General features: G+C 60.3%; 22 protein-coding genes. 14 read left to right on the top strand and 8 right to left on the bottom strand.

Features of this window, described 5'->3' with window-relative positions:
- Positions 1 to 5 precede the first annotated feature (5 nt).
- The gene (leuB, locus tag VGG22_06630) at positions 6 to 1,085 is read left to right on the top strand and encodes a 3-isopropylmalate dehydrogenase (protein ID HEY1728028.1); all 1,080 of its coding nucleotides are present in this window, start codon (positions 6 to 8) and stop codon (positions 1,083 to 1,085) included.
- Here leuB and VGG22_06625 read toward each other — a convergent pair.
- Positions 1,027 to 1,377: a hypothetical protein gene (locus VGG22_06625; protein ID HEY1728027.1), complete on the bottom strand. Its 351-nt coding sequence runs from the start codon at positions 1,375 to 1,377 to the stop codon at positions 1,027 to 1,029. The two genes, leuB and VGG22_06625, sit on opposite strands and share 59 nt — an antisense overlap.
- Complete coding sequence (locus VGG22_06620) at positions 1,374 to 1,991, bottom strand: RNA polymerase sigma factor (GenBank protein HEY1728026.1); 618 nt, start codon at positions 1,989 to 1,991, stop codon at positions 1,374 to 1,376. Before VGG22_06620 ends, VGG22_06625 begins: the two co-directional genes overlap by 4 nt.
- A 102-nt stretch (positions 1,992 to 2,093) precedes the next feature.
- Between VGG22_06620 and VGG22_06615 the strand changes: the two genes are divergently transcribed.
- Positions 2,094 to 2,663: a DUF6249 domain-containing protein gene (locus VGG22_06615; protein HEY1728025.1), complete on the top strand. Its 570-nt coding sequence runs from the start codon at positions 2,094 to 2,096 to the stop codon at positions 2,661 to 2,663.
- 1 nt (position 2,664) lies between these two features.
- On the opposite strand, the gene VGG22_06610 is transcribed toward VGG22_06615, so the two are convergent.
- From VGG22_06610 to VGG22_06595, 4 genes are read right to left on the bottom strand one after another with little or no spacing between them, the layout of a single operon-like run.
- Positions 2,665 to 3,726 carry an ATP-dependent DNA ligase gene (locus tag VGG22_06610; GenBank protein ID HEY1728024.1) on the bottom strand — a complete coding sequence of 354 codons (1,062 nt, stop codon included), beginning with the start codon at positions 3,724 to 3,726 and terminating at the stop codon, positions 2,665 to 2,667.
- Complete coding sequence (locus VGG22_06605; protein ID HEY1728023.1) at positions 3,636 to 4,175, bottom strand: Uma2 family endonuclease; 540 nt, start codon at positions 4,173 to 4,175, stop codon at positions 3,636 to 3,638. Before VGG22_06605 ends, VGG22_06610 begins: the two co-directional genes overlap by 91 nt.
- Before the next feature lie 45 nt (positions 4,176 to 4,220).
- Positions 4,221 to 5,498 carry an RNA polymerase sigma factor gene (locus VGG22_06600; protein HEY1728022.1) on the bottom strand — a complete coding sequence of 426 codons (1,278 nt, stop codon included), beginning with the start codon at positions 5,496 to 5,498 and terminating at the stop codon, positions 4,221 to 4,223.
- Positions 5,461 to 5,799, bottom strand: coding sequence for a YciI family protein (locus VGG22_06595; GenBank protein ID HEY1728021.1), 339 nt, complete (start codon positions 5,797 to 5,799; stop codon positions 5,461 to 5,463). Before VGG22_06595 ends, VGG22_06600 begins: the two co-directional genes overlap by 38 nt.
- Before the next feature lie 116 nt (positions 5,800 to 5,915).
- On the opposite strand from VGG22_06595, the gene VGG22_06590 reads away from it, so the two are divergent.
- The 12 genes from VGG22_06590 (at position 5,916) to VGG22_06535 (ending at position 16,213) form a co-directional block, all read left to right on the top strand.
- Positions 5,916 to 6,650: a class I SAM-dependent methyltransferase gene (locus VGG22_06590; protein ID HEY1728020.1), complete on the top strand. Its 735-nt coding sequence runs from the start codon at positions 5,916 to 5,918 to the stop codon at positions 6,648 to 6,650.
- The gene (locus VGG22_06585; GenBank protein HEY1728019.1) at positions 6,650 to 7,333 is read left to right on the top strand and encodes a haloacid dehalogenase type II; all 684 of its coding nucleotides are present in this window, start codon (positions 6,650 to 6,652) and stop codon (positions 7,331 to 7,333) included. The genes VGG22_06590 and VGG22_06585 overlap by 1 nt, the downstream gene beginning before the upstream one ends.
- 34 nt (positions 7,334 to 7,367) lie before the next feature.
- Positions 7,368 to 7,586, top strand: a complete 219-nt coding sequence (locus VGG22_06580) for a hypothetical protein (GenBank protein HEY1728018.1) — start codon at positions 7,368 to 7,370, stop codon at positions 7,584 to 7,586.
- Between the two features lie 38 nt (positions 7,587 to 7,624).
- Complete coding sequence (locus tag VGG22_06575; protein HEY1728017.1) at positions 7,625 to 8,176, top strand: flagellar basal body rod C-terminal domain-containing protein; 552 nt, start codon at positions 7,625 to 7,627, stop codon at positions 8,174 to 8,176.
- The gene (locus tag VGG22_06570; GenBank protein HEY1728016.1) at positions 8,173 to 8,901 is read left to right on the top strand and encodes a flagellar hook-basal body protein; all 729 of its coding nucleotides are present in this window, start codon (positions 8,173 to 8,175) and stop codon (positions 8,899 to 8,901) included. The genes VGG22_06575 and VGG22_06570 overlap by 4 nt, the downstream gene beginning before the upstream one ends.
- Positions 8,902 to 9,039: 138 nt before the next feature.
- The gene (locus tag VGG22_06565; GenBank protein ID HEY1728015.1) at positions 9,040 to 9,699 is read left to right on the top strand and encodes a sigma-70 family RNA polymerase sigma factor; all 660 of its coding nucleotides are present in this window, start codon (positions 9,040 to 9,042) and stop codon (positions 9,697 to 9,699) included.
- A complete protein-coding gene (locus VGG22_06560) occupies positions 9,699 to 9,980 on the top strand; it encodes a hypothetical protein (protein ID HEY1728014.1) in 282 nt (93 codons plus the stop codon). Before VGG22_06565 ends, VGG22_06560 begins: the two co-directional genes overlap by 1 nt.
- 17 nt (positions 9,981 to 9,997) lie before the next feature.
- The gene (locus VGG22_06555; GenBank protein ID HEY1728013.1) at positions 9,998 to 11,578 is read left to right on the top strand and encodes a hypothetical protein; all 1,581 of its coding nucleotides are present in this window, start codon (positions 9,998 to 10,000) and stop codon (positions 11,576 to 11,578) included.
- A 14-nt stretch (positions 11,579 to 11,592) separates the two neighbouring features.
- Positions 11,593 to 13,479, top strand: a complete 1,887-nt coding sequence (locus tag VGG22_06550; GenBank protein ID HEY1728012.1) for a KUP/HAK/KT family potassium transporter — start codon at positions 11,593 to 11,595, stop codon at positions 13,477 to 13,479.
- On the top strand, positions 13,476 to 13,925 hold the full coding sequence (locus VGG22_06545) for a MaoC family dehydratase (protein ID HEY1728011.1): 450 nt from the start codon (positions 13,476 to 13,478) through the stop codon (positions 13,923 to 13,925). Before VGG22_06550 ends, VGG22_06545 begins: the two co-directional genes overlap by 4 nt.
- A 65-nt stretch (positions 13,926 to 13,990) precedes the next feature.
- Positions 13,991 to 14,917, top strand: a complete 927-nt coding sequence (locus VGG22_06540) for a prohibitin family protein (GenBank protein ID HEY1728010.1) — start codon at positions 13,991 to 13,993, stop codon at positions 14,915 to 14,917.
- Between the two features lie 120 nt (positions 14,918 to 15,037).
- Positions 15,038 to 16,213, top strand: a complete 1,176-nt coding sequence (locus tag VGG22_06535) for a Fic family protein (protein HEY1728009.1) — start codon at positions 15,038 to 15,040, stop codon at positions 16,211 to 16,213.
- 10 nt (positions 16,214 to 16,223) lie between these two features.
- Here VGG22_06535 and VGG22_06530 read toward each other — a convergent pair whose 3' ends face one another.
- Together VGG22_06530 and VGG22_06525 are read right to left on the bottom strand one after the other, a co-directional pair.
- Positions 16,224 to 17,825 carry a diguanylate cyclase gene (locus VGG22_06530; GenBank protein HEY1728008.1) on the bottom strand — a complete coding sequence of 534 codons (1,602 nt, stop codon included), beginning with the start codon at positions 17,823 to 17,825 and terminating at the stop codon, positions 16,224 to 16,226.
- Between the two features lie 114 nt (positions 17,826 to 17,939).
- A complete protein-coding gene (locus VGG22_06525; GenBank protein HEY1728007.1) occupies positions 17,940 to 19,373 on the bottom strand; it encodes an alkaline phosphatase family protein in 1,434 nt (477 codons plus the stop codon).
- Between the last annotated feature and the right edge of the window lie 515 nt (positions 19,374 to 19,888).

Here is a 19,888-nt window from a genome sequence, read left to right as displayed (position 1 = left end):
TCGCGATGGCACCGGTTATCGCAGTACTGCCGGGCGACGGCATCGGACCTGAGGTTACGCGGGAAGCGCTCGACGTACTGCGCGCAGTGCGACCGGATTGCGAATACGTCCCGTGCGAAGTCGGTGCTGATCCGTTGCTCGCAGGCAAGGGTGCTCTGCCCGACGAGACGCTCGCGATCTGCGAGCGCGCATCGGCGATCATGTTCGGCGCCGTCGGCGGTTTACAATTCGACGGCAAGCCGCTCGAGGAGCGTCCCGAATGGGCGCTCTTGCGTTTGCGCAAGCACTTCGAGTTGTACGCGAACGTGCGGCCGGTCAACGTGTTTCCCGGGCTCGAAGACGCATCGAGCCTCAAGCCGGAGCTCGTGCGAGGGCTCGACCTGATCGTGCTGCGCGAGCTGACCGGCGGCGTCTACTACGGCGAACATCGTTTCGAGCGCACGCCCAAGCGACGCGCGTTCGATGAGCTGAAATACGACGAAGACGAAGTCTGCCGCGTTGCGCGCTTCGGATTCGAGCTGGCGCGCGGACGCCGCAAGAAACTCACATCCGTCGACAAGCTCAACGTGATCGCGACCTCCCGTCTGTGGCGCGAGGTGGTCGACGAAGTCAGCAAGGAATTCCCGGACGTTACGCTCGAGCACATGCTGGTCGACGCGACCGCGATGCATTTAGTGCGCGAACCAAAACGCTTTGACGTCATCGTCACCGAGAACATGTTCGGCGACATTCTTTCGGACGAGGCCGCAATGCTTGCGGGTTCTCTGGGGAATCTGCCGAGCGCGAGCATCGGCACCGGGACAACCGAATTCGGAAAATTCGGCATGTACGAGCCGATCAGCGGAACCGCACCGGACATTGCCGGCAAGGGCATCGCGAATCCGACCTCGGCGATTCTTTCAGCTGCGTTGCTGTGCCGCTACTCGCTGTCGGATTCCGAGAGCGCAGGACGTATCGAGCGTGCCGTCGCGCACGTATTCTCAGACGGCTTGCGCACCGCCGATTTGATCGGCGATTCGAAAGCGCTTAGTACGCGGGAGTTTGGGAACGCGGTGCGCGCCTCGCTTGCACCACTATTGCGGTAACGACACCAAGCGCCAGCCAATAAACCGCAGGCGGCGTGACGATCGTGATGATCGCGGCTTCCAGATGCTGCGTCGCCATGCGAAGCGCTTCGGAAGGTGCGCCGACGATCGTTAAAATCAACCAAGTGCAGATTGCGAAGGCGACGCCGACGACCCACAACTCCCAGGGTCGAAAAGCCGTTTGCGGTCGCGGAGCGATCGCCGCAACGATACGCGAATGCAAATCCGAAGGCGTATCCTCGAGCGAAAGCGCGTCAAGTGCGCGTTCGAGTGCTGCGTCGTCGTATTTCATAGTACTGCGGCCATCCTTCTCTGCATCCAACCAAACCGTGATTTGATCGCGACAGGTTCTTCGTCTTCGTCTTGTTCGCCTGACAAACGCCGGCGTAGGAGATCTTTTGCCCGGAACAGGTGGGTTTTCACGGTTCCCATCGGCACTCCTAATATCGTCGCAATCTCGTCGTACTGCTTTCCTTGCAGGTGGTAGAGCGTGATCACGGCACGGTACTTGTCCGGAAGCTGATCGATCGCGTAGCGCAAGGCGCGTGCTTCGTCTTCACGTTCAGCTTCTTCGGCCGGTCCGGGTCCGGGGTCGGCGCGTTCCGGGAGTCCGCTATCGGAATAGCGGCGACGCTTGGCAAGCCGATCGCAGCTCGCGTTGTACGCGATTGCGAGGATCCACGTCGAGAACTTCGCGCCGGTCTTGAACGTGCGTAGCGAGCGATATGCTTTGAAGAACGCTTCTTGCGTCGCGTCCTTGGCGTCTTCGACGTTGCGCAGCATTCGGAGCGCGAGGTTATAGACGGCGCGCTCGTACCGGCTGATGAGGACTTCAAAATCCGCACCGTTTCCGGCGAGCGTCCCAGTTACGAGATCCTGATCCGAGGGAGCGGAGATGGCCGCCATGCACAAAAACCTACGAAGGAAGGCGCCGGAATGTTTCGGGCTTCCACACCGCTTGCCCGCCCGTGAAACATTTCCCCGGGGTCGCACTGTAAATGGGGCAGCATGGACGACAATGTTGTAGCGGCTCTCGCAGTCGTATGTATCTTCGGCCTCCCCGTAGCCGGGTGGATCGTCACCCGGATGCTCAAGCACATGGAGCGCATGGAGATGATCAAGCGTGGCATCACCCCTCCCGGCGACTCTTCAAACCGGGAGATGTGGGACCACGTCTTTGCGGCCCGCCAGGCGGCCCCGCCCCCTGGCCCTGGGATGTACGTCTCGCACCCAAGCAACTGGAATCAGAACGCTCAGAATTGTCTGCGTAAGGGCATCGTCACCACGGCGGTCGGGTTTGCTCTGCTGATCGGCCTGTCGTTCATCGGCATGCGCGATGGCGTCTTCGTGCCGGGTCCTTGGTTGCTCGGCGGCTTGATCCCGATGTTCGTTGGCCTCGCGCAAATTGCGAACGCCATGCTGGCCGGTGCGCAGTTTCCGCGCTCCGGGATGACGATCGGTCCGATTCCTCCGCCGCCCCCCGGTTCCGCGCCGCCTCCGCCGGCCTCAGGCGCATACACCTATCGGCCGGGCGCGACCGAAGAGCTGCCGCGCACCAAACCGCCGCGGACGCAGTAGCCTACCGAAGCTGATCGGTCGTACACTGCTGCGGCGCCTTATCGGGGCGAAAGCGCAGTGCGCGAGTTCCGTGCCGGAAACGTCCACCGGTCACGTGATCGAATCCGACCTCGATGACGATTTCCGGTTTCACCGGCACCCACTCCGTTGATTTGCCGTGACTCCAGCGGCTCGGTCCGCCCGGCGAACGGCCGGTGAATGCGGATTCGGCCTTCCGCTTTTCGAGCTCGCGTTCGAGATGCGCGCGGTCTTCGGCATTCAGGCTCGACGTGAAGCCGACATACTGGAGAATGCCATCGGCATCGTACAAACCGAGTAGGAGCGACGCGATGCGCGTCCCGTCGTCGCTCGTGCGATAACCGCCGATCACGCAGTCTGCGGTGTGCAAGCGCTTAACCTTGAACATGCCGTCGCGCTCGCCCGAACGATACGGGCAATCCAAGCGCTTCGCGATGACGCCGTCGATGTCGGCGTTCGATTCGGAAAGCCAATTTGCGGCCATCGAACGATCTCGCGTGGCTTCGGAAAGACGCAAGCCTTCCAAACGCTCGAGACGCGCGCGGCGTTCTTCGAGTGGAAGATCGGCAATGCGTGTTCCCTCCGGATCGACTAACAGATCGAAGACGATGAGTTGCGCAGGAAATTCCGCGGACAATTTGCGCACGCGGCTTTCCGCAGGATGGATGCGCTGCAGCAGTTGATCGAAGTCGAGCTTATCGTCGACGGAAATCACGAGTTCGCCGTCGATGACGAGCTTGCGCATCGGCAACGCCTTGAGCATTGCAACGATCTCAGGGAAGTAGCGCGCCAGCGGGCGCGATGATTTCGATTGCAGATAAATTTCGTCGCCGTCACGGAAACACAAACAGCGAAAGCCGTCCCACTTTGGCTCGAAGAGAAAATTCTCGCCGCGCGGCAAGGCGCGCGTGAGCTGCGCCTCCATGGGCGGAAAGGGCGGACTTATCGCGAGTTTCAGTCGACGAGTTCGGGAATTACGATGCGCAGATCGGGCAAGGTTGCGGCATTCATCGTCTCGGTGAAAATCTGAACGTTCGCGTAACATTCTCCTACCGGGTCGCTACAACGTTCGATCGACGGGTGCTTCGGATCGACGATCCAATATTCGGGAATGCCGGAGCGCGCGTAGAGGCGCAATTTCTTTCCGCGATCGCGTGAGCGATTCGATGACGTGACTTCAACGATCAAGCTCGGAGCGCCGAAGATGGCCTTCTCTTGTAGAATTGTGGCGCGATCGGCTGCAATGTAGATCACGTCCGGCGCTACGACATCGTGTTCCGCGAGAAGGACGTCGACCGGACCCACATACGCTTTGCCGTCGTGGGTTCGCCCGTACGCATGGAAAGCTGCCCAGAGAGACGCGACGATTTCTTGATGCCGGAGCGACGGCGAGGGGCTCACGAACAACTCTCCGTCGATGATCTCGCGCCGGGTGTTGTCCTCGGGGAACGCCTCGAGGTCTTCGTATCGCAGGGCTGCTGCTCGATGCGCCATGTCGTTTCCTCGCTGTGCACATTACCCTATCACGCGCTCTCGCGATCAGGCTAGGGTCGACTGATCCAAGTCCCTGACTTTTCCTTCGATGAATACGCGTTCCGCGGCGTTCTGCGTGAGTGCGAGGGCCGCTACGTAAGCTTCGCGCGCCTCGCCGCGGCGTCCCAACCGCGAGAGAAAATCAGCGCGCGCAACGTGCGCAGGATGATAGCTCTCGAGCAGCTCCGGCTCGATCGCATCGAGGATTCGCAGTCCGGACTCCGGTCCGTCTGCAAAGCTGACGGCGACTGCGCGATTCAAGTCGATCACGGGCGACGGCGCGACCACGGCAAGCTCGCCGTAGATGCGTGCAATCGCGTCCCAATGCACGCGCTGGACGCTCTGTGCGTTCGTGTGTTCCGCCGCGATCATCGCTTCGAGTTGATAGGCGCCCGCCAAACGATGCTGTACGGCGCGTCCGAGCAGCGCATTCGCTTCTGCGATCAGCTCGCGATTCCAGAGCGTGCGCTCTTGCTCCGGAAGCGGGATGAGCTCACCGGCCGGGCCGGTGCGCGCCGCGCGTCGTGCGTGTGCGTACAACATGAGCGCGAGCAGTCCCATTACCTCGGGCTCTTGCGGCATCAGCCGCATCAGAATCCGTCCCAGACGAATCGCTTCTTCGCAGAGATCGTGGCGAACGAGCTGCTCGCCGCGTGAGGCGAGATAGCCCTCGTTGAAAATCAAGTACAGCACCGCGCACACGTCGGCGAGACGCTCGGGAAGGCGTTGCGCCGGCGGCACGTCGAGTGGGATTGCCGCTTCACGAATCTTGCGCTTGGCGCGCACGAGCCGCTGCGCCATGGTGGCTTCCGGAACGAGAAACGCATCGGCGATCTCAGCGGTCTCGAGTCCGCCGAGCGTGCGCAGCGTCAACGCCACGCGCGCTTCGACCGCGAGGCCGGGGTGGCAACACGCGAACATCAATCCGAGCCGGTCGTCCGGTACAGCCGTCATTTCTGTTGCATCTTCCGCATTGTGTACGAAATCGAGCGTCGCGAGAAGCTCGAGTTTCTCGCGTCCGCGACGCTCGCGTCGTAATTTGTCGATCGCACGATTGCGCGCCGTCGCCAAGATCCAGGCGGTTCGATTCTGCGGCACTCCGTCGCGCGGCCAACGTTCCAACGCGACGAGATATGCGTCCTGAAGAGCATCCTCTGCGGCTTCGATGTCGCCGAGGTGCTTGGCGAGCGTCGCGAGCGCGCGTCCCGCATCATCGCGAAACGATTGCTCGATCGTCGCGGATTGATTACATGTCGACGACGGGACGAAGTTCGATCGATCCATATTGCGCAGCGGGGCATTTCCCGGCGAGCTCGATCGCATCGTCCAGCGACTTGCAGTCGAGCAGGTAGTATCCGCCGAGCCATTCCTTCGTTTCGGCGAACGGACCGTCCGTGACGGCGCGTTTCCCGTTTTGCACGCGCACCGTGGTCGCGCTCGTCGGTTCGGCAAGCGGCGCACCGGCGATGTAGGCCTTGCGGTCTTGCAGCTCTTTGGAATAGGCCATCCAGGCCGGCATAGCGGCTTCGCGCTCTTCCGGCGTCACCGGGCGGTTCGGTAAATAGATCAGCAGCATGTATTGCATTGGTTCTTCTCCTCCGTACCCCTAAGACGAATGGCCTGCCTGGAAATCGACAACTCCGGCTTGTCATCCCGAGCGAAGTCGAGGGACAGCCGGAATCTTTCTGCTACGCTTTGCTCGTGAACGAAAAAGAACGCTTTACGACCTTAGCGGGCGTCTATAACGCCGGCCGTCCGGGCTATCCGCCCGAAGTCGGCGAGATTATCTTTGAGGGACTCGGCGATCCGAGCCGCCTCGTCGTCGCCGACCTCGGCGCAGGGACCGGAACGTCCTCGCTGCTCCTTGCGGCGCACGGGCCCGATGTTCGCGCCGTCGAGCCGAACGTCGCCATGCGCGCGAAGGCGGGTACGCACGAGCGCGTGACGTGGGTCGATGGCTCAGCCGAGAAAACGACGCTCGCAGACGCGAGCATCGACGTCGTTGCCGCGTTTCAAGCCTTTCATTGGTTCGATCCGGCCGTCACGTATCCGGAAATCATGCGCATTCTCAAAGACGGCGGACGCGCAGCACTCGTCTACTACGAACGCGATGAAAGCGATCCGTTCGCGGGCGCATACGGAAATCTGGTCCGCAAGTTCGCAACCGACGACACCGAGCAGCGGCGTGCGCGAACGCGCGAGACATTTGCACTTTTCGACGGATGGCGCAGCGTGCGGCAGCGATCGGTGCCGAGCGAACAGATCTTTGATGCCGCGGGCATCGTCGACCGCGTGAACAGCAGCTCGTACCTTCCGCACACGGGACCCCAGAGCGAGCAACTTCATCGCGAGGCTCAAGCGCTGTTCGATATGTACGCGCGCGATGGACAAGCGCGGATGGCGTTGCAGTATCTCGTCACGATCGGCGAACGCTAGTGGACGGCGTCTCGACGCTCATGTTCGATTTCTACGGCACGGTTGTCGACATGCAAGCCGGGCTTACCGAAGCGATCGCGCCGTATCTCAAAGAGAAGAAGTACGAAGGCAAGCCGGGGCAGCTTGTCACCTGGTGGCGCCGAACGCATTTCGAGAACTCGATGATCGACGCGCTCTTGCACAAAGAACACACGCCCTACCGCGAGATTGGTTTTGCCGCGCTTGACTACACGCTCGACCGGGCCGAAGTCGCGCACACGGATCAGGAAGTGCGTGATCTCGTCGACGCGATCACGCGGCTCAAGCCCTTCGCGGACGTGCCGGCGGCGCTCGATCGCTTGCGCACCAGATACAAGCTCGTCATCCTATCCAACGGCGATCGCGACATGCTCGCGAGCGGCGTGCCGTATTCCGGCATCGAATTCGATCGCGTGATCTCGGTCGCCGAGTCCGGATCGTTTAAGCCGCACGTCGCCACGTACAAGAAAGCCGCGGAGCTGATCGGTGCCAAACCACACGAAGTGCTTTTTGTCGCGAATCACGCCTTCGATTGTCTCGGAGCCAAAGCGTTCGGCATGCGCTCGGCGTTCATCGACCGGCGAAAACGCCCGTTCGGCAAGACGCCGTATCAGCCCGACGTCATCGTTGCGAACTTCGCGGAGCTGGCGAAGACACTCTTATAGGTCTTCCGGGGCGGGTCGGGGGAAATAACTACACATGACCGCCCAGCCCTTGGAACCACGTACGGCGCGTCTCGAAGGCGCCTACGAGCAAGTCGACAAGGGGCTCGATAGCATGGATCGCCGGTTAGATTCCCTTGACCGCAAGATTGGCGAAGTTCGTGACGATATTGGTCGCGTGGGGTGGCGGATGATGTCGCTGACGGTCGGGACATGGATCACGATCATGTTGGCCATTTTATTGCACAAGTCGTAGCAACATACGCGTAACCCCGTGCGGCGATACTGCGCTGCATGGATGGAATCGACTGGACCGCGAGCGCGATGCGAACCGCTCGTACGCGGCTCGAAATCGCGGCGCAGAATCTTGCGAACGCCTCATCAGACGGGTTCCGGAAGGCCGTAGCGCGGGTCACGTTGTCGGCGAGCGGGCTCGTAACGCAGAAGACGACATCGTCCGAACAAGGTGCGCTTCGGCATACCGGGCGCGCGCTCGATCTCGCGATCGTGGGGGACGGAGCGTTCCTGATCGGCGGCAAGCCTACGCGTAACGGCGCGTTCATGCGCGACGCGCATGGTTTTCTCGCTGACGATGGCGGCGCACGCGTTCAGGGCGTGCACGGTTTCGTGCGTGTTGCGCCTGACGGAAAGTTACTCGACCGCATTCCATTGCCGTATCGATCCTCGCTCGTGAGCGGCGCGCTCGAAAGCCCGAACGTCAACGCCGTCGGTGAGATGGTCGACGTGCTCGACGCGCAGCGCGCGTTCGAGACCGCGCAAAAGGCACTCGGTGCGATCGATGAGACGCGTGCGAAAGCCGTCAACGAGCTGGCGAGGCTGCGATGAACCGAGCTCTCGTCGTTGCGGCCTCCGGCATGGCCGCGCAGCAGATTCATCTGGACGTCGTCGCCGACAATCTCGCGAACGCCGACGTTGCCGGCTTCAAACAAGCCGCAGCCGCGTTCAGCGACGTACGCGTCGCAGGCGGCATTGGACTCGGCGTCGTTCCCTCCGGCACGCATCCCGTTTTCGAGCAAGGAAAACTCGAGAAGAGCGGTGGGCCGTTCGATGTCGCGATCGACGGATCAGGATTCTTCGTCCTTACGAATGGTTCCCGAACCGCGTACACGCGCAACGGCGAATTTCACCGCGCGCCGAACGGCACTCTCGAAACCGGCGACGGCTGGCGTGTTCCGGGCGTTCGTATTCCGAGCGACGCGACGAGCGTCAGCGTTGAACCCGACGGTCGCGTGCATTGCGAGCGCGCAGGCGGCAGTAAGTCCGATTGCGGGCGTATCGTGCTCAGCATGTTTGCAGCGCCCGAAGCGCTCGAACCGCTTGGCAGCGCGCGCTTTGCAGCAACGCATCGTGCGGGTCTGCCGGTGCGTGTGTTTCCCGGCGGCGAGCACGGTCCGAAGATTGGCTTCGGCATGCTCGAGCGTTCGAATGTTTCGATCATCGGATCGATGATGGAGATCCTGTCCGCGCAGCGCGCGTATGAAGCTAACGCCAAAGGAGTTCAGGCTGCCGATGAGATGCAGCGAATCGCAAACAATCTGCACCGCACCTGACCCGCAGCCGCGCGCGGCCAGCGTCTTCGAAGCGCTGCTTTTCACCCAAGTGCTCGAGCCGCTCACGAAACCGCTCGGACCGGTCGGCGAGATCGCGCTCGGCAGTGTTGCGCAACAGTTGTTCATACCCAAACCTCGATGAGTGCAGACGAGCGCGATCGGCATGTGCGCAAACTCTTTCCGGTTGTGTTCAGAATCGCCCATCGCGTCGCGCGCATCTGTCGCGTGCCGGATGAAGACGACCTCGTCGGCGATGGCGCGCTCGGACTCGTTCGCGCGCTCGACACGTACGATGCGAGTCGCGGTGTGACGCTCGACCGGTATGCACGTCATGTGATTCTCGGGGCGATGCTCAACGGCTTACGGCGCAAAGACCCGGTCTCGGAACGTGCGCGCCGCCGCGTGCGCGAAGGCGATCGGTTACAAGCCGGGCGAGAGGTGCCGCTTTCCGAGCGTGAACTCGAAGAAGCGTTACCCGGCATCACGCGTGCGCGGGCGCAGGTCGAGCGCGGATTGCCTCTCTCGCTCGATGCGTCGTTGCCGGCGGGCGCACGCACTCGCGTCGATTGGGGCAACGATCCCGCGCAGCTGTACGAGTGCGTCACGCGCGAACGTGCCGTGTACCGCGCGCTCGAGCGCCTCTCGCCGCGTCAACGCGAAATCGTCGAGCGGCATTACTTCGCGGATACGCCGTTGCGCACGATATCCGAGTCAATGGCCGTGACGCCGCAACGCGTCTCGCAACTGCACTGCGCAGCGCTGCATCGTATGCGCGCTGCAGTCATAGGAGAAGTCTAGTGAACGATATTGCAAGCGCCACGAACACCTCGGTCTCCGGTGCGCGGCCGCTCGCACTCGCAGACCTTGCGAGCGAAAAACAAGATCGTCTGCCGCGCGACTATCCGCGTCAGCCGGGTGATACGATCGCCTTGAGCACCCAGGCGTTCAGAAGCCAGGAGGACCCCTCAAGCAACCCGCTTGCACCACCCGCCGGTTTTTGGGATCACAGCACGCGAAGCGCACCGGTTGGCGACCGCCAAATCGGCGTCGATGCGAGCGGGAGCTATAAACTAGACTGAGGAACGGCACCAGCGCGATGGGCGCGAAAAAAACGGCGGCCGGCCTTACGACCGCCGGTGATATTTACGTACCGAGCGGCAGCGATACGTTTTACGCTGCCACGTACGACTCACAGCACCGCACGCTTTCGGTGACTCCCGGCCTTCCCGGGATCTCGAGCTATGGAACGGCACCGGCGCCGATCAGCATCCCCTACTCCGGGGCGGTCTTCATTCAAACGTATGGCATCGCGAACTCGGTAACGGCCTTGAGCCCGACACCGTGCGTCAACGGATTCGGCACCAACTTCCTCTTCCAGGACATCGACGGCTCGATCGTCACCGGCCCGCTTGCAAATCCCGTAACGTTCAATGCCGGCACGTTTTCGATAATGTACGCGGGAAACAGCGTCGGTTCGTCCTACACGTTTTATAGCGCGCCGGATCCTGACTACTGGTTTTTGGCCTCGCCGAGTAATCTCAGCGGAGAGACTGGCGCGCTCACAGCAAGCACCTCGAGCGGCACTTTCCCGGTGAACTTCTCCGCGCTCTATTCGGTCAATGAGACAGCTCTCGTTGCGTCTTCCGGTGGTCTCTACGCGGTTGGTCTCGTCGGCGGCAGCCCGACCTCGTACGCGTGCGGTCAGGTTCCGCTGACGTCGTACAACACGGGCGGCGTGGTGACGTTTACCAATCCGGTGTCGATGTCGCAAGACGGCAACAGTGCGATCGTCGTGCTCGACGCTGCGGGTTCGAATCCGACCGTCGACATTATCCTCGCAAACGATCTGTTTATTGCCCCCGCGATTTACGTTCCGGTCGTGCAGACGACGCTTGGGAGCACGACCGGTCTCGACATTACCGCGACACCTAATCTGCAAGCGTACATCCTGAACGAAGACGGCACGATTCAACGAGTCGACTATACGAATGCCGTCGATAATCCGTTCGTGGACGGAGCCACGAACGACGGCGCAATCGCCGGCGGCCTCGTTGCGGCGGCCGGCAGCTCGATTACGTCGCTCACAAGTGGTGTTGATGATTACGTTTTCGCGACGTCGGCTAACACGGTGAATTTATATGAGGTCGACGGAGCCAACACCGGATCGCCCGTGGGAGGTCCGTTCAGCCTCAATGGCGTCTCCGTCAGCAACACTATTTATTCGTTTTCGTCGTCCGTCGTGACGACGGCCGCGTCGTTTGACGACGCGAATTTGTACGCGTCGTTCCGCGCTTTCGACGTAAACCTAACCCCCCATAACGCGATCGTAACGTGTTCGTTCTACGACAGCTCACCGTGCTTGGCGAATATACAAGCGAACGCGTACGGCAGCAACTCCGGCAGCGTCGGATCCCTGGCAACGATATCGAGCGTACCCGGCTTGCTCTTTAGCAGCGGCAACACCATTGTCGGCTTGTACGAAGAGAACACGGGAAGCGCGTTCTCGTTCGGCACCACGTTCTCGCCGGTTGCGACTCGCGTCGTTACTTCGCCTGACGGCACGTGGGCCGGCGTGCTCCAGTCGTCGACGTTCTCGTTCGCATCAACCTCCACGCAGACACCCGTCGGCTCGCAAGCCGGCTCCGTTGCGACCATCTGGGGTTTCCCTTTCTTCTAGCGAAATAGGCCGCGATGGGATCGCAAGGACGCTCGAGAGCAGGCTCGTTTCTCGCTCTCGGAGCCCTTGGCGTCGTCTTTGGAGACATTGCAACCAGCCCGCTCTACGCGTTCCAGCAGTGCTTCCTCGGTCCGAATGCACCCGCCCCGACGCACGAAAACGTGCTCGCGATTTCGTCGCTCTTTTTTTGGACGCTCGTCGGCGTCGTGTGCATCAAATACACGACGTTTATCATGCGTGCGAATCATGACGGTGAGGGCGGGACGCTCGCCCTTTTGGGTTTGATCTATCCGACCGACCCGCTTAAAGCTGCCAAGCAGAAGACGCTGCCGATCATCGCGCTCATCATTCTCTTTGGTACGGCGGCGCTATACGGCGACGGTATCATCACGCCGGCAATTTCGGTTCTGAGCGCGGTCGAAGGCCTCGATGTTGCCACGCCCGGCGCCCTGCATATGGCCGTGCCGATCACGGTTCTCATTCTCATCGCGCTTTTTGCAGTTCAGTCGCGTGGCACCGGAAAGATCGGGGCATTCTTCGGGCCGGTGATGTTACTGTGGTGTGCGGCGCTCATGGTTTTGGGTGCGAATTCGATCGTGCACAATCCGGAGATTCTCGCGGCGCTTAACCCGTTGCATGCGTTGCGCTTCGTTTTCCACGCCAACATCATGGTAATCGTTGTTCTCGGCGCCACGGTGCTTTGTGTTTCAGGTGTGGAGGCGTTATACGCCGACCTCGGACACTTTGGTATCGGACCGATCCGTCTTGCCTGGTACGCGGCGGTCTTTCCGGCGCTGACGCTTGCGTATTTGGGACAGGGCGCGTTTGCGCTCTCGTCTCCGAAGTCGTTCGGGTTTTATGCGCTCGTACCGTCGTGGGGTCTGATGCCGATGGTGCTGCTGGCAACGGCCGCCACGATCATCGCCTCGCAGGCCTTGATCTCCGGCGCATTTTCCCTAACGCAACAAGCAGTGCAGCTCGGGTACATACCGCGCATTGCAGTCGTCCACACGTCGCGCGAGCAAGCCGGGCAGATTTATATCCCGTTCGTGAACGTCGTCCTGGGAGTTTTGTGCATCGTGCTCGTGATAACGTTCAAACACTCGGCCAATTTAGGCGACGCATATGGACTAGCCGTAACGCTGACGATGATCACCACGACGATCGCGTTCGCGGCGTTGACGCAGCGCTCGTGGCATTGGCGATGGTGGCAGACTGCCATCGTGACGCTCCTTTTTTTGAGCTTCGACGGCTCGTTCCTGATCGGCAATATCGCGAAGATTCCGACGGGCGGATGGATTCCGTTGTTGATCGCGATCGTCGTCTTCAACATCCTCGTCACATGGAACACCGGTCGCAGACGTCAAGCGCGAGCCTTCGAAAAAATGGGCGTTCCGGTCGACGAGTTCATGAAAGACCTCGATGCGCGGCCTCCCACAAAGTTGGTCGGGACAGCGGTGTTTCTTACCGCGCATCCATCCGGCGTTCCGTATGCGCTGACGCATCAGTGGTTACGCACGCACGTCACGTTCGAGACGGTCGTACTGCTGACCATCATCTACGAGCGGCGGCCATGGGTACCGGCGAAGGATCGAATACAGCTCGAAGAGTTACGTGAGAAGACGTTCTATCGCGTCACAGCACACTACGGCTTTATGGAGACGCCCAAAACCGGCGAGATACTTGTCTTATGTCGCGAAAAGGCAAAAGATAATGTCTTCGACGATACTGTATTCTATCTCGCAGAATCAACACTTATACCTGGAGGAGACGGACACCGATTGATGAGCTGGCAACGCACCTTGTTTGCATGGATGGTGACGAACGCACTTCCGATTGAATCCGTTCTTGATATCCCGCCCGATCGCGTCGTCAAGATAGGCGTTGAGGTTCCGGTATGATCGGCAGCCGTTACTTCGAGGATTTCACGATCGGCGAATCAATGATGTCGCCCGGCGTAACGATGACGGAAGCGAGCATCATCGACTTTGCCTTCAAGTACGATCCGCAGCGGTTTCACATCAACACGGAAGCGGCCGAGAAATCGCCGTACGGTGGCTTGATCGCAAGCGGATTTCAGACGCTCACGTTTGCGTTTCGGATGTTTTTCCACATGGGTTTGATCAACGAGACGGGATATGGTTCGCCCGGCATCGATGAGCTGCGCTGGACGGAACCGGTTCGTCCCGGCGATACGATTCGTACCAAAATTACGATCCTCGAGAAACGCGAATCACGCTCGCGGGAGGATCGCGGCATCATGCGTCTCGGCTTCCAGGTCTACAATCAGAAAGATCAGGAGGTGATGACGTTCACGACCATCGCCTTCATCGCCCGAAAACCCTAGACGGCGAGAAACTTCGGACCGCCCGGCGAATAGTAAATTTCAGGGGATCAGGAAGGCGGTAGATTATGCAGCTTATCGTGCTCGTTGTTTTCGGATTGATCGCGGCAGGCGTGTACTACATGCTCTGGTTGTGGACGAAGACCATGGGCGTAAGGACATCGCCGCTGCCGGCGGCCGGCGCGCTTGCCGTGATGGCTGCTGCAGTCGTCGTCGATTCCGGCATGGTGATCGTTCCGTTCGGTCAGATCGATATCGTAACGTTCAACGGTGCGCTGACGGATCGCGTTTTGGAACCGGGTCTAAACTTCAAATGGCCCTTGATCAACGGGGTCTATCCCATCAATACGCAAATGCGCGCGTTGAAAATTACCGGCGATCAAGTCTTCACCAAAGATCTCCAGAACGCCGACAACGACTACGTCATCAACTTCTCGCTCGACGACAGCAAGCTGCGGAATATCGTCGCGCAATTCAAGGGCAACGACGGACGCGACACGAGCATTTCCGAGCGGCTCATCGAACCGCGCGCGTCCTATTGGCTCAAGCAAATCGAGCCCAACTATAATGCGGCGGTTTTACTTGCGAATCGCGCGCGCGTCGCGAACGACCTGCAGGCTGATTTAGATCGCGATCTCAAGCCGTACGGCGTTCGCATGGCCTTCGTTTCGCTCACCAATATCTCGTTTGGACCGAAATATCAGGAAGCATCAGAAGCGCGCGCCACCGCCGAGCAAGAGTATCAGCGCGAGCTAACGGTTCTGAACACGAAGCGTGTGCTCGCGCAACAAGAGGTCACAACCGCCGACGGCGATCGCAAAGCCGAGCAGCTCCGGCGTGAAGGACTCGGCACGGATCCGCGAATTGCTGCCGACCTCGTTTCGCTCACGTTCATCGAGCATATGACCAAGGACAACGGTTGGGACGGGCGCGTTCCTCAAATGCTCGGCGGTGGGAGCGGCCTGATGAACCTCGACAGCGGATCGGCTAAGTAGCGGAGGCGCTTGGTCTAAGACCTAGCCCTGGCAGGCAGTTTAAACTGAAAGAAACCCCTCTACTGTAAGGTTAAGAGGGTCGAAAACTTAATGGTCGCGAACGCTGTAAGTTCAGCATTCATGACTCCTGAGCAATTTACGGAGGCCGCACCGGGCCGGCTCGTCGAGGCAACCGATGCCTTAGGCAATCAGGGCCACGCCTTTGTCCCCGCTTCACTCCCGCCGGCGCGCGATTTTGGTGCCAGGCAATTGCGGCTAGCACTTTCCGAGGCTGACCAGGCTCTGGCCCGTCTCGGAGGGATGGCGCGCGAAATTGAACGCCCCGATTTGCTATTTCGTAATTTCCTACGGCGCGAGGCTGTGCTTTCGAGCAAGATTGAGGGCACGCACACGACGCTCGCAGATCTCATCATCTTTGAAGCCGCAAATAGCGCGGAGCCGGAAAAACGAAAGGACGATGAGATCGTTGCCAACTACCTCGCTGCTTTTGACTACGGCCGCGACCGGTGTGGCGATCTACCGATCGGACGGCGTCTCCTTTCTGAAATGCACGAGATCCTCATGCGCGGGGCCGACGCGCGAGAAAAGACCCCCGGTGTCATTCGAGATTGTCTTGTAGTAATTGGAAAACCGCCGCTTCAAAACGCTCGGTTCGTGCCGCCGCCGGAGCTTTTCGTGCCGGAGCTCCTCGAAAATCTCGATGTGTACTTACAGGATTACAAAGAACCACTGTTACTAAAGCTGGCCGTCGCCCACTACCAATTTGAAACGATTCACCCGTTCCGAGACGGGAACGGCCGCCTTGGGCGACTGCTGATCGCCCTTGCACTGGAACGCGCCGGCGTCTTAACAGGGCCACTCCTGTACCTAAGCGTCTATCTTGAGAGCCATCGCGACGAATACTACGATTTGCTCTTAGATGTGAGCACCCAGGGACATTGGGAAGAGTGGATTGAGTTCTTTCTTCGCGGCGTGCGCACCCAAGCGGTCGATGCGACCGCGAGAACGTCGCGACTCTCGGATCTGCGCAAGCGGTACCATGAGAGGTTAACGGGACCTCGTACGACGCAAAACGTTCATCGACTGATCGATGCACTTTTTCAGATTCCGGCGATTTCGGTGCCGATTGCGCGCGATTTACTTGGGGTAAAGTATCCGAGCGCCAAAGCCCTAATCGATCGATTGGTCGAAGCCGGCATTCTCGATGCGGAGACGATCGTCGTGAGCGGGACCAGCTTTTACGTCGCAAACAATATCATTCACGCGATCGAGTCGCCGATCGAGCAAGGTGAATAAACCGCTCGCGCTACACGAGAACTTCGTAGAGACTCAAGTTGGCGCGATTGCGGCCACTGCGTTTGGCTGCGTAGAGTTCGGCGTCGGCAGCGTGCAAGATCTCGGTCGCGTCGCGTGGCGATAACGGCGTACCGTTCGCGCCGCCGATGCTGATCGTCAGAGGGTTCCCGTCGCCGCGCGGAATCGATAGCGCTGATAGGGCGATGAACATACGGTCTGCGATACGTTGGAGATCTTCAAGCGTCGAGTCGACAACGATCGCGGCGAATTCTTCACCGCCGTAGCGCGCAAAGACGTCTCCCGTTCGTACGCAAGAACCGCAAGCTTGCGCGACCGCGCGCAAGGCTTCGTCGCCGGCCTGATGCCCAAGTCCGTCATTGTAGTCCTTGAAGTGGTCGATATCTAGGATCAGCACGCCCAGCGGCTTCTTCGTTGCAATGGAACGCGTCGCCGCATCGTCCAAGGCTTGATCGAACGAGCGGCGATTGAGGACACCGGTGAGTCCGTCGAGCGCCGCAAGCTGCGTGAGTTCGCGTGATTCCGAAACGAGTCGCAAGTTCTCCGCACGCGTCTCTTGCACGCTCGAAGCAACGGCGATCGCCAAGATCAGCGCCTGCAGCGCGTCGCCGACCTGCCAGGCGTAGACAAAGAGGTCTTGTCGCGGAAGCGCATAGGAGCTCATATTGATGGCGTATCCGAGCATCGTGCACGCGATGCCGATCGCATAGATCGTTCCGATGCGCATTCCCGAGCGTGCCGCGCGCACGCCGGCGTAGAACAACGTCGCGTAGAACAACAGACTTGCCACGAGCGTCCACGTCCACGCGAGCGTGGCGTTCGGAAAGAAGTCGGTGAGGTAGACCGTCAGCACGCACGCCGTCCCGAACAAGACGACGGAAAACGCGTGACGGTCGCGTACGCTCAGGTGGAGAAAGCCGATGGTGAACACGGTTAGCGCGACGGCGGCACCGAGCGATGCGCAGTCGTAGATCAGCTCGCGGGCCAAGAACGTGAGCGGCGGAAGTACTTGCCACAGTGCGCCGTAGCCGATGACCGTTGCGGCAGCTTCGAGAAACATGACGGTCGCGTAATCGAGCAGCGGTCGATCGCGCAGCGCAAAGAATGTCCACAGATTGAAGGCGCCGATTGCAACGAAGAAGCCTACGAAAAATCCAAATGCGATACGCCGCTGAAGCGAAGCCGTCAACACCGGCGCGAGCGGCCGGAACGTCACCGAGCGCGGGTCTATGACCGTCGCGATGCGCATGTAGATGGGCGCGCCGTCGAGCGCCCATTCGGGTACCTGTAATATTCCGGGAACAAGTGCCGTATCGCGATCCGCGAGGTCGTATCCGGCGCCTGCGTGTTCGAAGCTGTTGCCGGTGGCGCGATAGACGTCGATCTGCGTGACCTTGTAGCTGTAGGAGAGTACCGGCGATGAAATCGACGCATCGCGCGGAAACGTTACGCGAAACCAGTAGACGCGAGGAACGTAGCCCTCAGGGAACGTCTGCAACGCTGCCGCACTCGTAAATGCGGTACGAGCGTCGCCGGTGACATCCTGGATGCGCAGGGCGCCCGACGCATCGTACAACGCGTCTGATTTCGTCAAGATAGGAATAGACGCGGAAGGCTCTAGCCTCCAGCGGACGGCCATCGGAAAAATGAAAACAATGACTAGGGCAAAGGCCCAAGCCAGCGTACGAAGCCGCATAGGGCCTAACTTCTACGCGATGGTGCCTCGGCGCTTCCGGACGATCGTTCCGGGTTCGGGCTTCGGCATCGCCTGGTGAAAGGGGACCGCCGGCGGGTTGAGTCTGCTGAGCGCGGCTTGGACGGCGCGGAGTGCATCAGCCGTTTGCGGCAGCGATGGAACGCTTGTGTTGGGAGCTTCCCCGAAGCCGAATGCGCTCGTCAGATCGCCGCAGGTTTGTCGCCGCCAAGCCGTGAGATTCGGAACCTCTACGCCGAAGCGTTTCTCGATCAAACGCAGACACGACGTGTGGTCGAAGGTGTCGCCGCACACGTATCCGCCGCGCGAAAACGGCGAGATAACGAGGCACGGCACGCGGAAACCGAGACCGACCGGTGCGCCGCCGACGTATTCGCCTGCGGCACCGGCCGGCGGCGTCGGCGGCACGACGTGATCGAAGAGCCCATCGTTCTCGTCGTAGACGATGATAAAGGCCGTGCGCGACCAGGTCTTTGGATTCGACCAAAACGCTTCGAGAATCTGGCGCACGTAATCTTCGCCGGCTGCCGGCAGCATGTCGGGATGCTCGCAGAGCGCATACGGCGGAATGATCCACGTGACCGACGGCAGATTTCCGGTGCGAATGTCTTGCAGCATCGTATCGACGGAACGCAGCTTCACGCCGTTGTCGTAGAACGACGAACTCTTGTCAGCGTCTTGGAACGGCGCGAAATTCATGACGACGTCGAGGCCGACCGGGTATTCGCGATCGCTTTCCGGACGATAAATTCGCCACGAGACGCCGGCTTTCTGCAACTGCTCGGCGTAGGTCGGCCATGTATAGCGCTTGTGCTCGTTGTTGTAGGTGGCCGGGCCGCCGTTCTTCCCGTCGGCGTCGATCGACGCGCTCATCCAGAAGTAACGGTTCGGATCGGTTGGACCCATCACGGAGCAATGGTATCCGTCGCAAATCGTAAATGCGTCGGCCAGCGAGTAATAGAACGGCAAATCGCCGCGCGTGTAATAGCCCATCGTCAACGGACCGCTCGCGCCGTTGCTCTCGCGATGCGCGCTCACCCAACCGTCGAATTTTCCGCCGTTCCAACTCTCGTGCAGAATCTTCCATGCATGGCTGAGATCGTGCAAGCGTTGCGCGCTTGTCGTCTTCGTATCGAGATGAAATGGAAGAATGTAGCCGCCCTTGGTCAGCTGATCGGGCTGATAAAAGACCGGCCGCCCCTCCGGCAACTCAATTGCTTTTGGATCGCCGAAACCGCGTACGCCCGAAAGCGACCCGAAGTAGTGATCGAACGACCGGTTTTCTTGCATCAGGAAAACCAGATGATCGATGTCTGACAGCTTCGAGGGCGCAGCCTCCGCCATTGCCGGCCTGATCCACTCGACCATCGGCGTCATCGCCGCAGCGGTTGCTGTGCCAAGAAAACGCGAACGAGATAAACGGCTCATGTGCATCGCGGTTCGCGCGAATGCAGTCGGAGCCTTGCAGACCGGGAGCACCCAGCGCGATTACCGGGGCGCAACCAGCGCGATTACCGGGCGCACGTAGCGCGATTACCGGGCGCACCCAGCGCGATTATCGGGCGCACGTAGCGCGATTACCGGGGCGCACCCAGCGCGATTATCGGGCACAGGTAGCGCGATTACCGGGCACAGGTAGCGCGATTACCGGGCGCACGTTCGATTTGCGCTGGCGACTGATTTCGCGCAAAGGGCCGCCTCTGGGCACGATCACGCCCCTGGTGTCATCCTGAGCGTAGCGCTCGCCATATGTCATCCTGAGCGTAGCAACGCGCAGCGTTGCGAAGTCGAAGGACCGAGGTAATCCTGCCGGCGCCGAAACGACCTCTAAAGGTTGGGGGTACGATCGCGTGCTCGATCTGGTGCATCGTTTCGCTGCCCGCGTTACTGGAATGGTCCTTCGACTACGCGCCCTGCGGGCGCTATCAGGATGACAAAGGGGA

It is taken from the genome of Candidatus Baltobacteraceae bacterium (genome assembly GCA_036489885.1).
Taxonomy (GTDB): Bacteria; Vulcanimicrobiota; Vulcanimicrobiia; order Vulcanimicrobiales; family Vulcanimicrobiaceae; genus JAFAMS01.
Note: the sequence above shows the minus strand (reverse complement) of the source record. Positions and strands in the feature narration are given on the sequence as shown.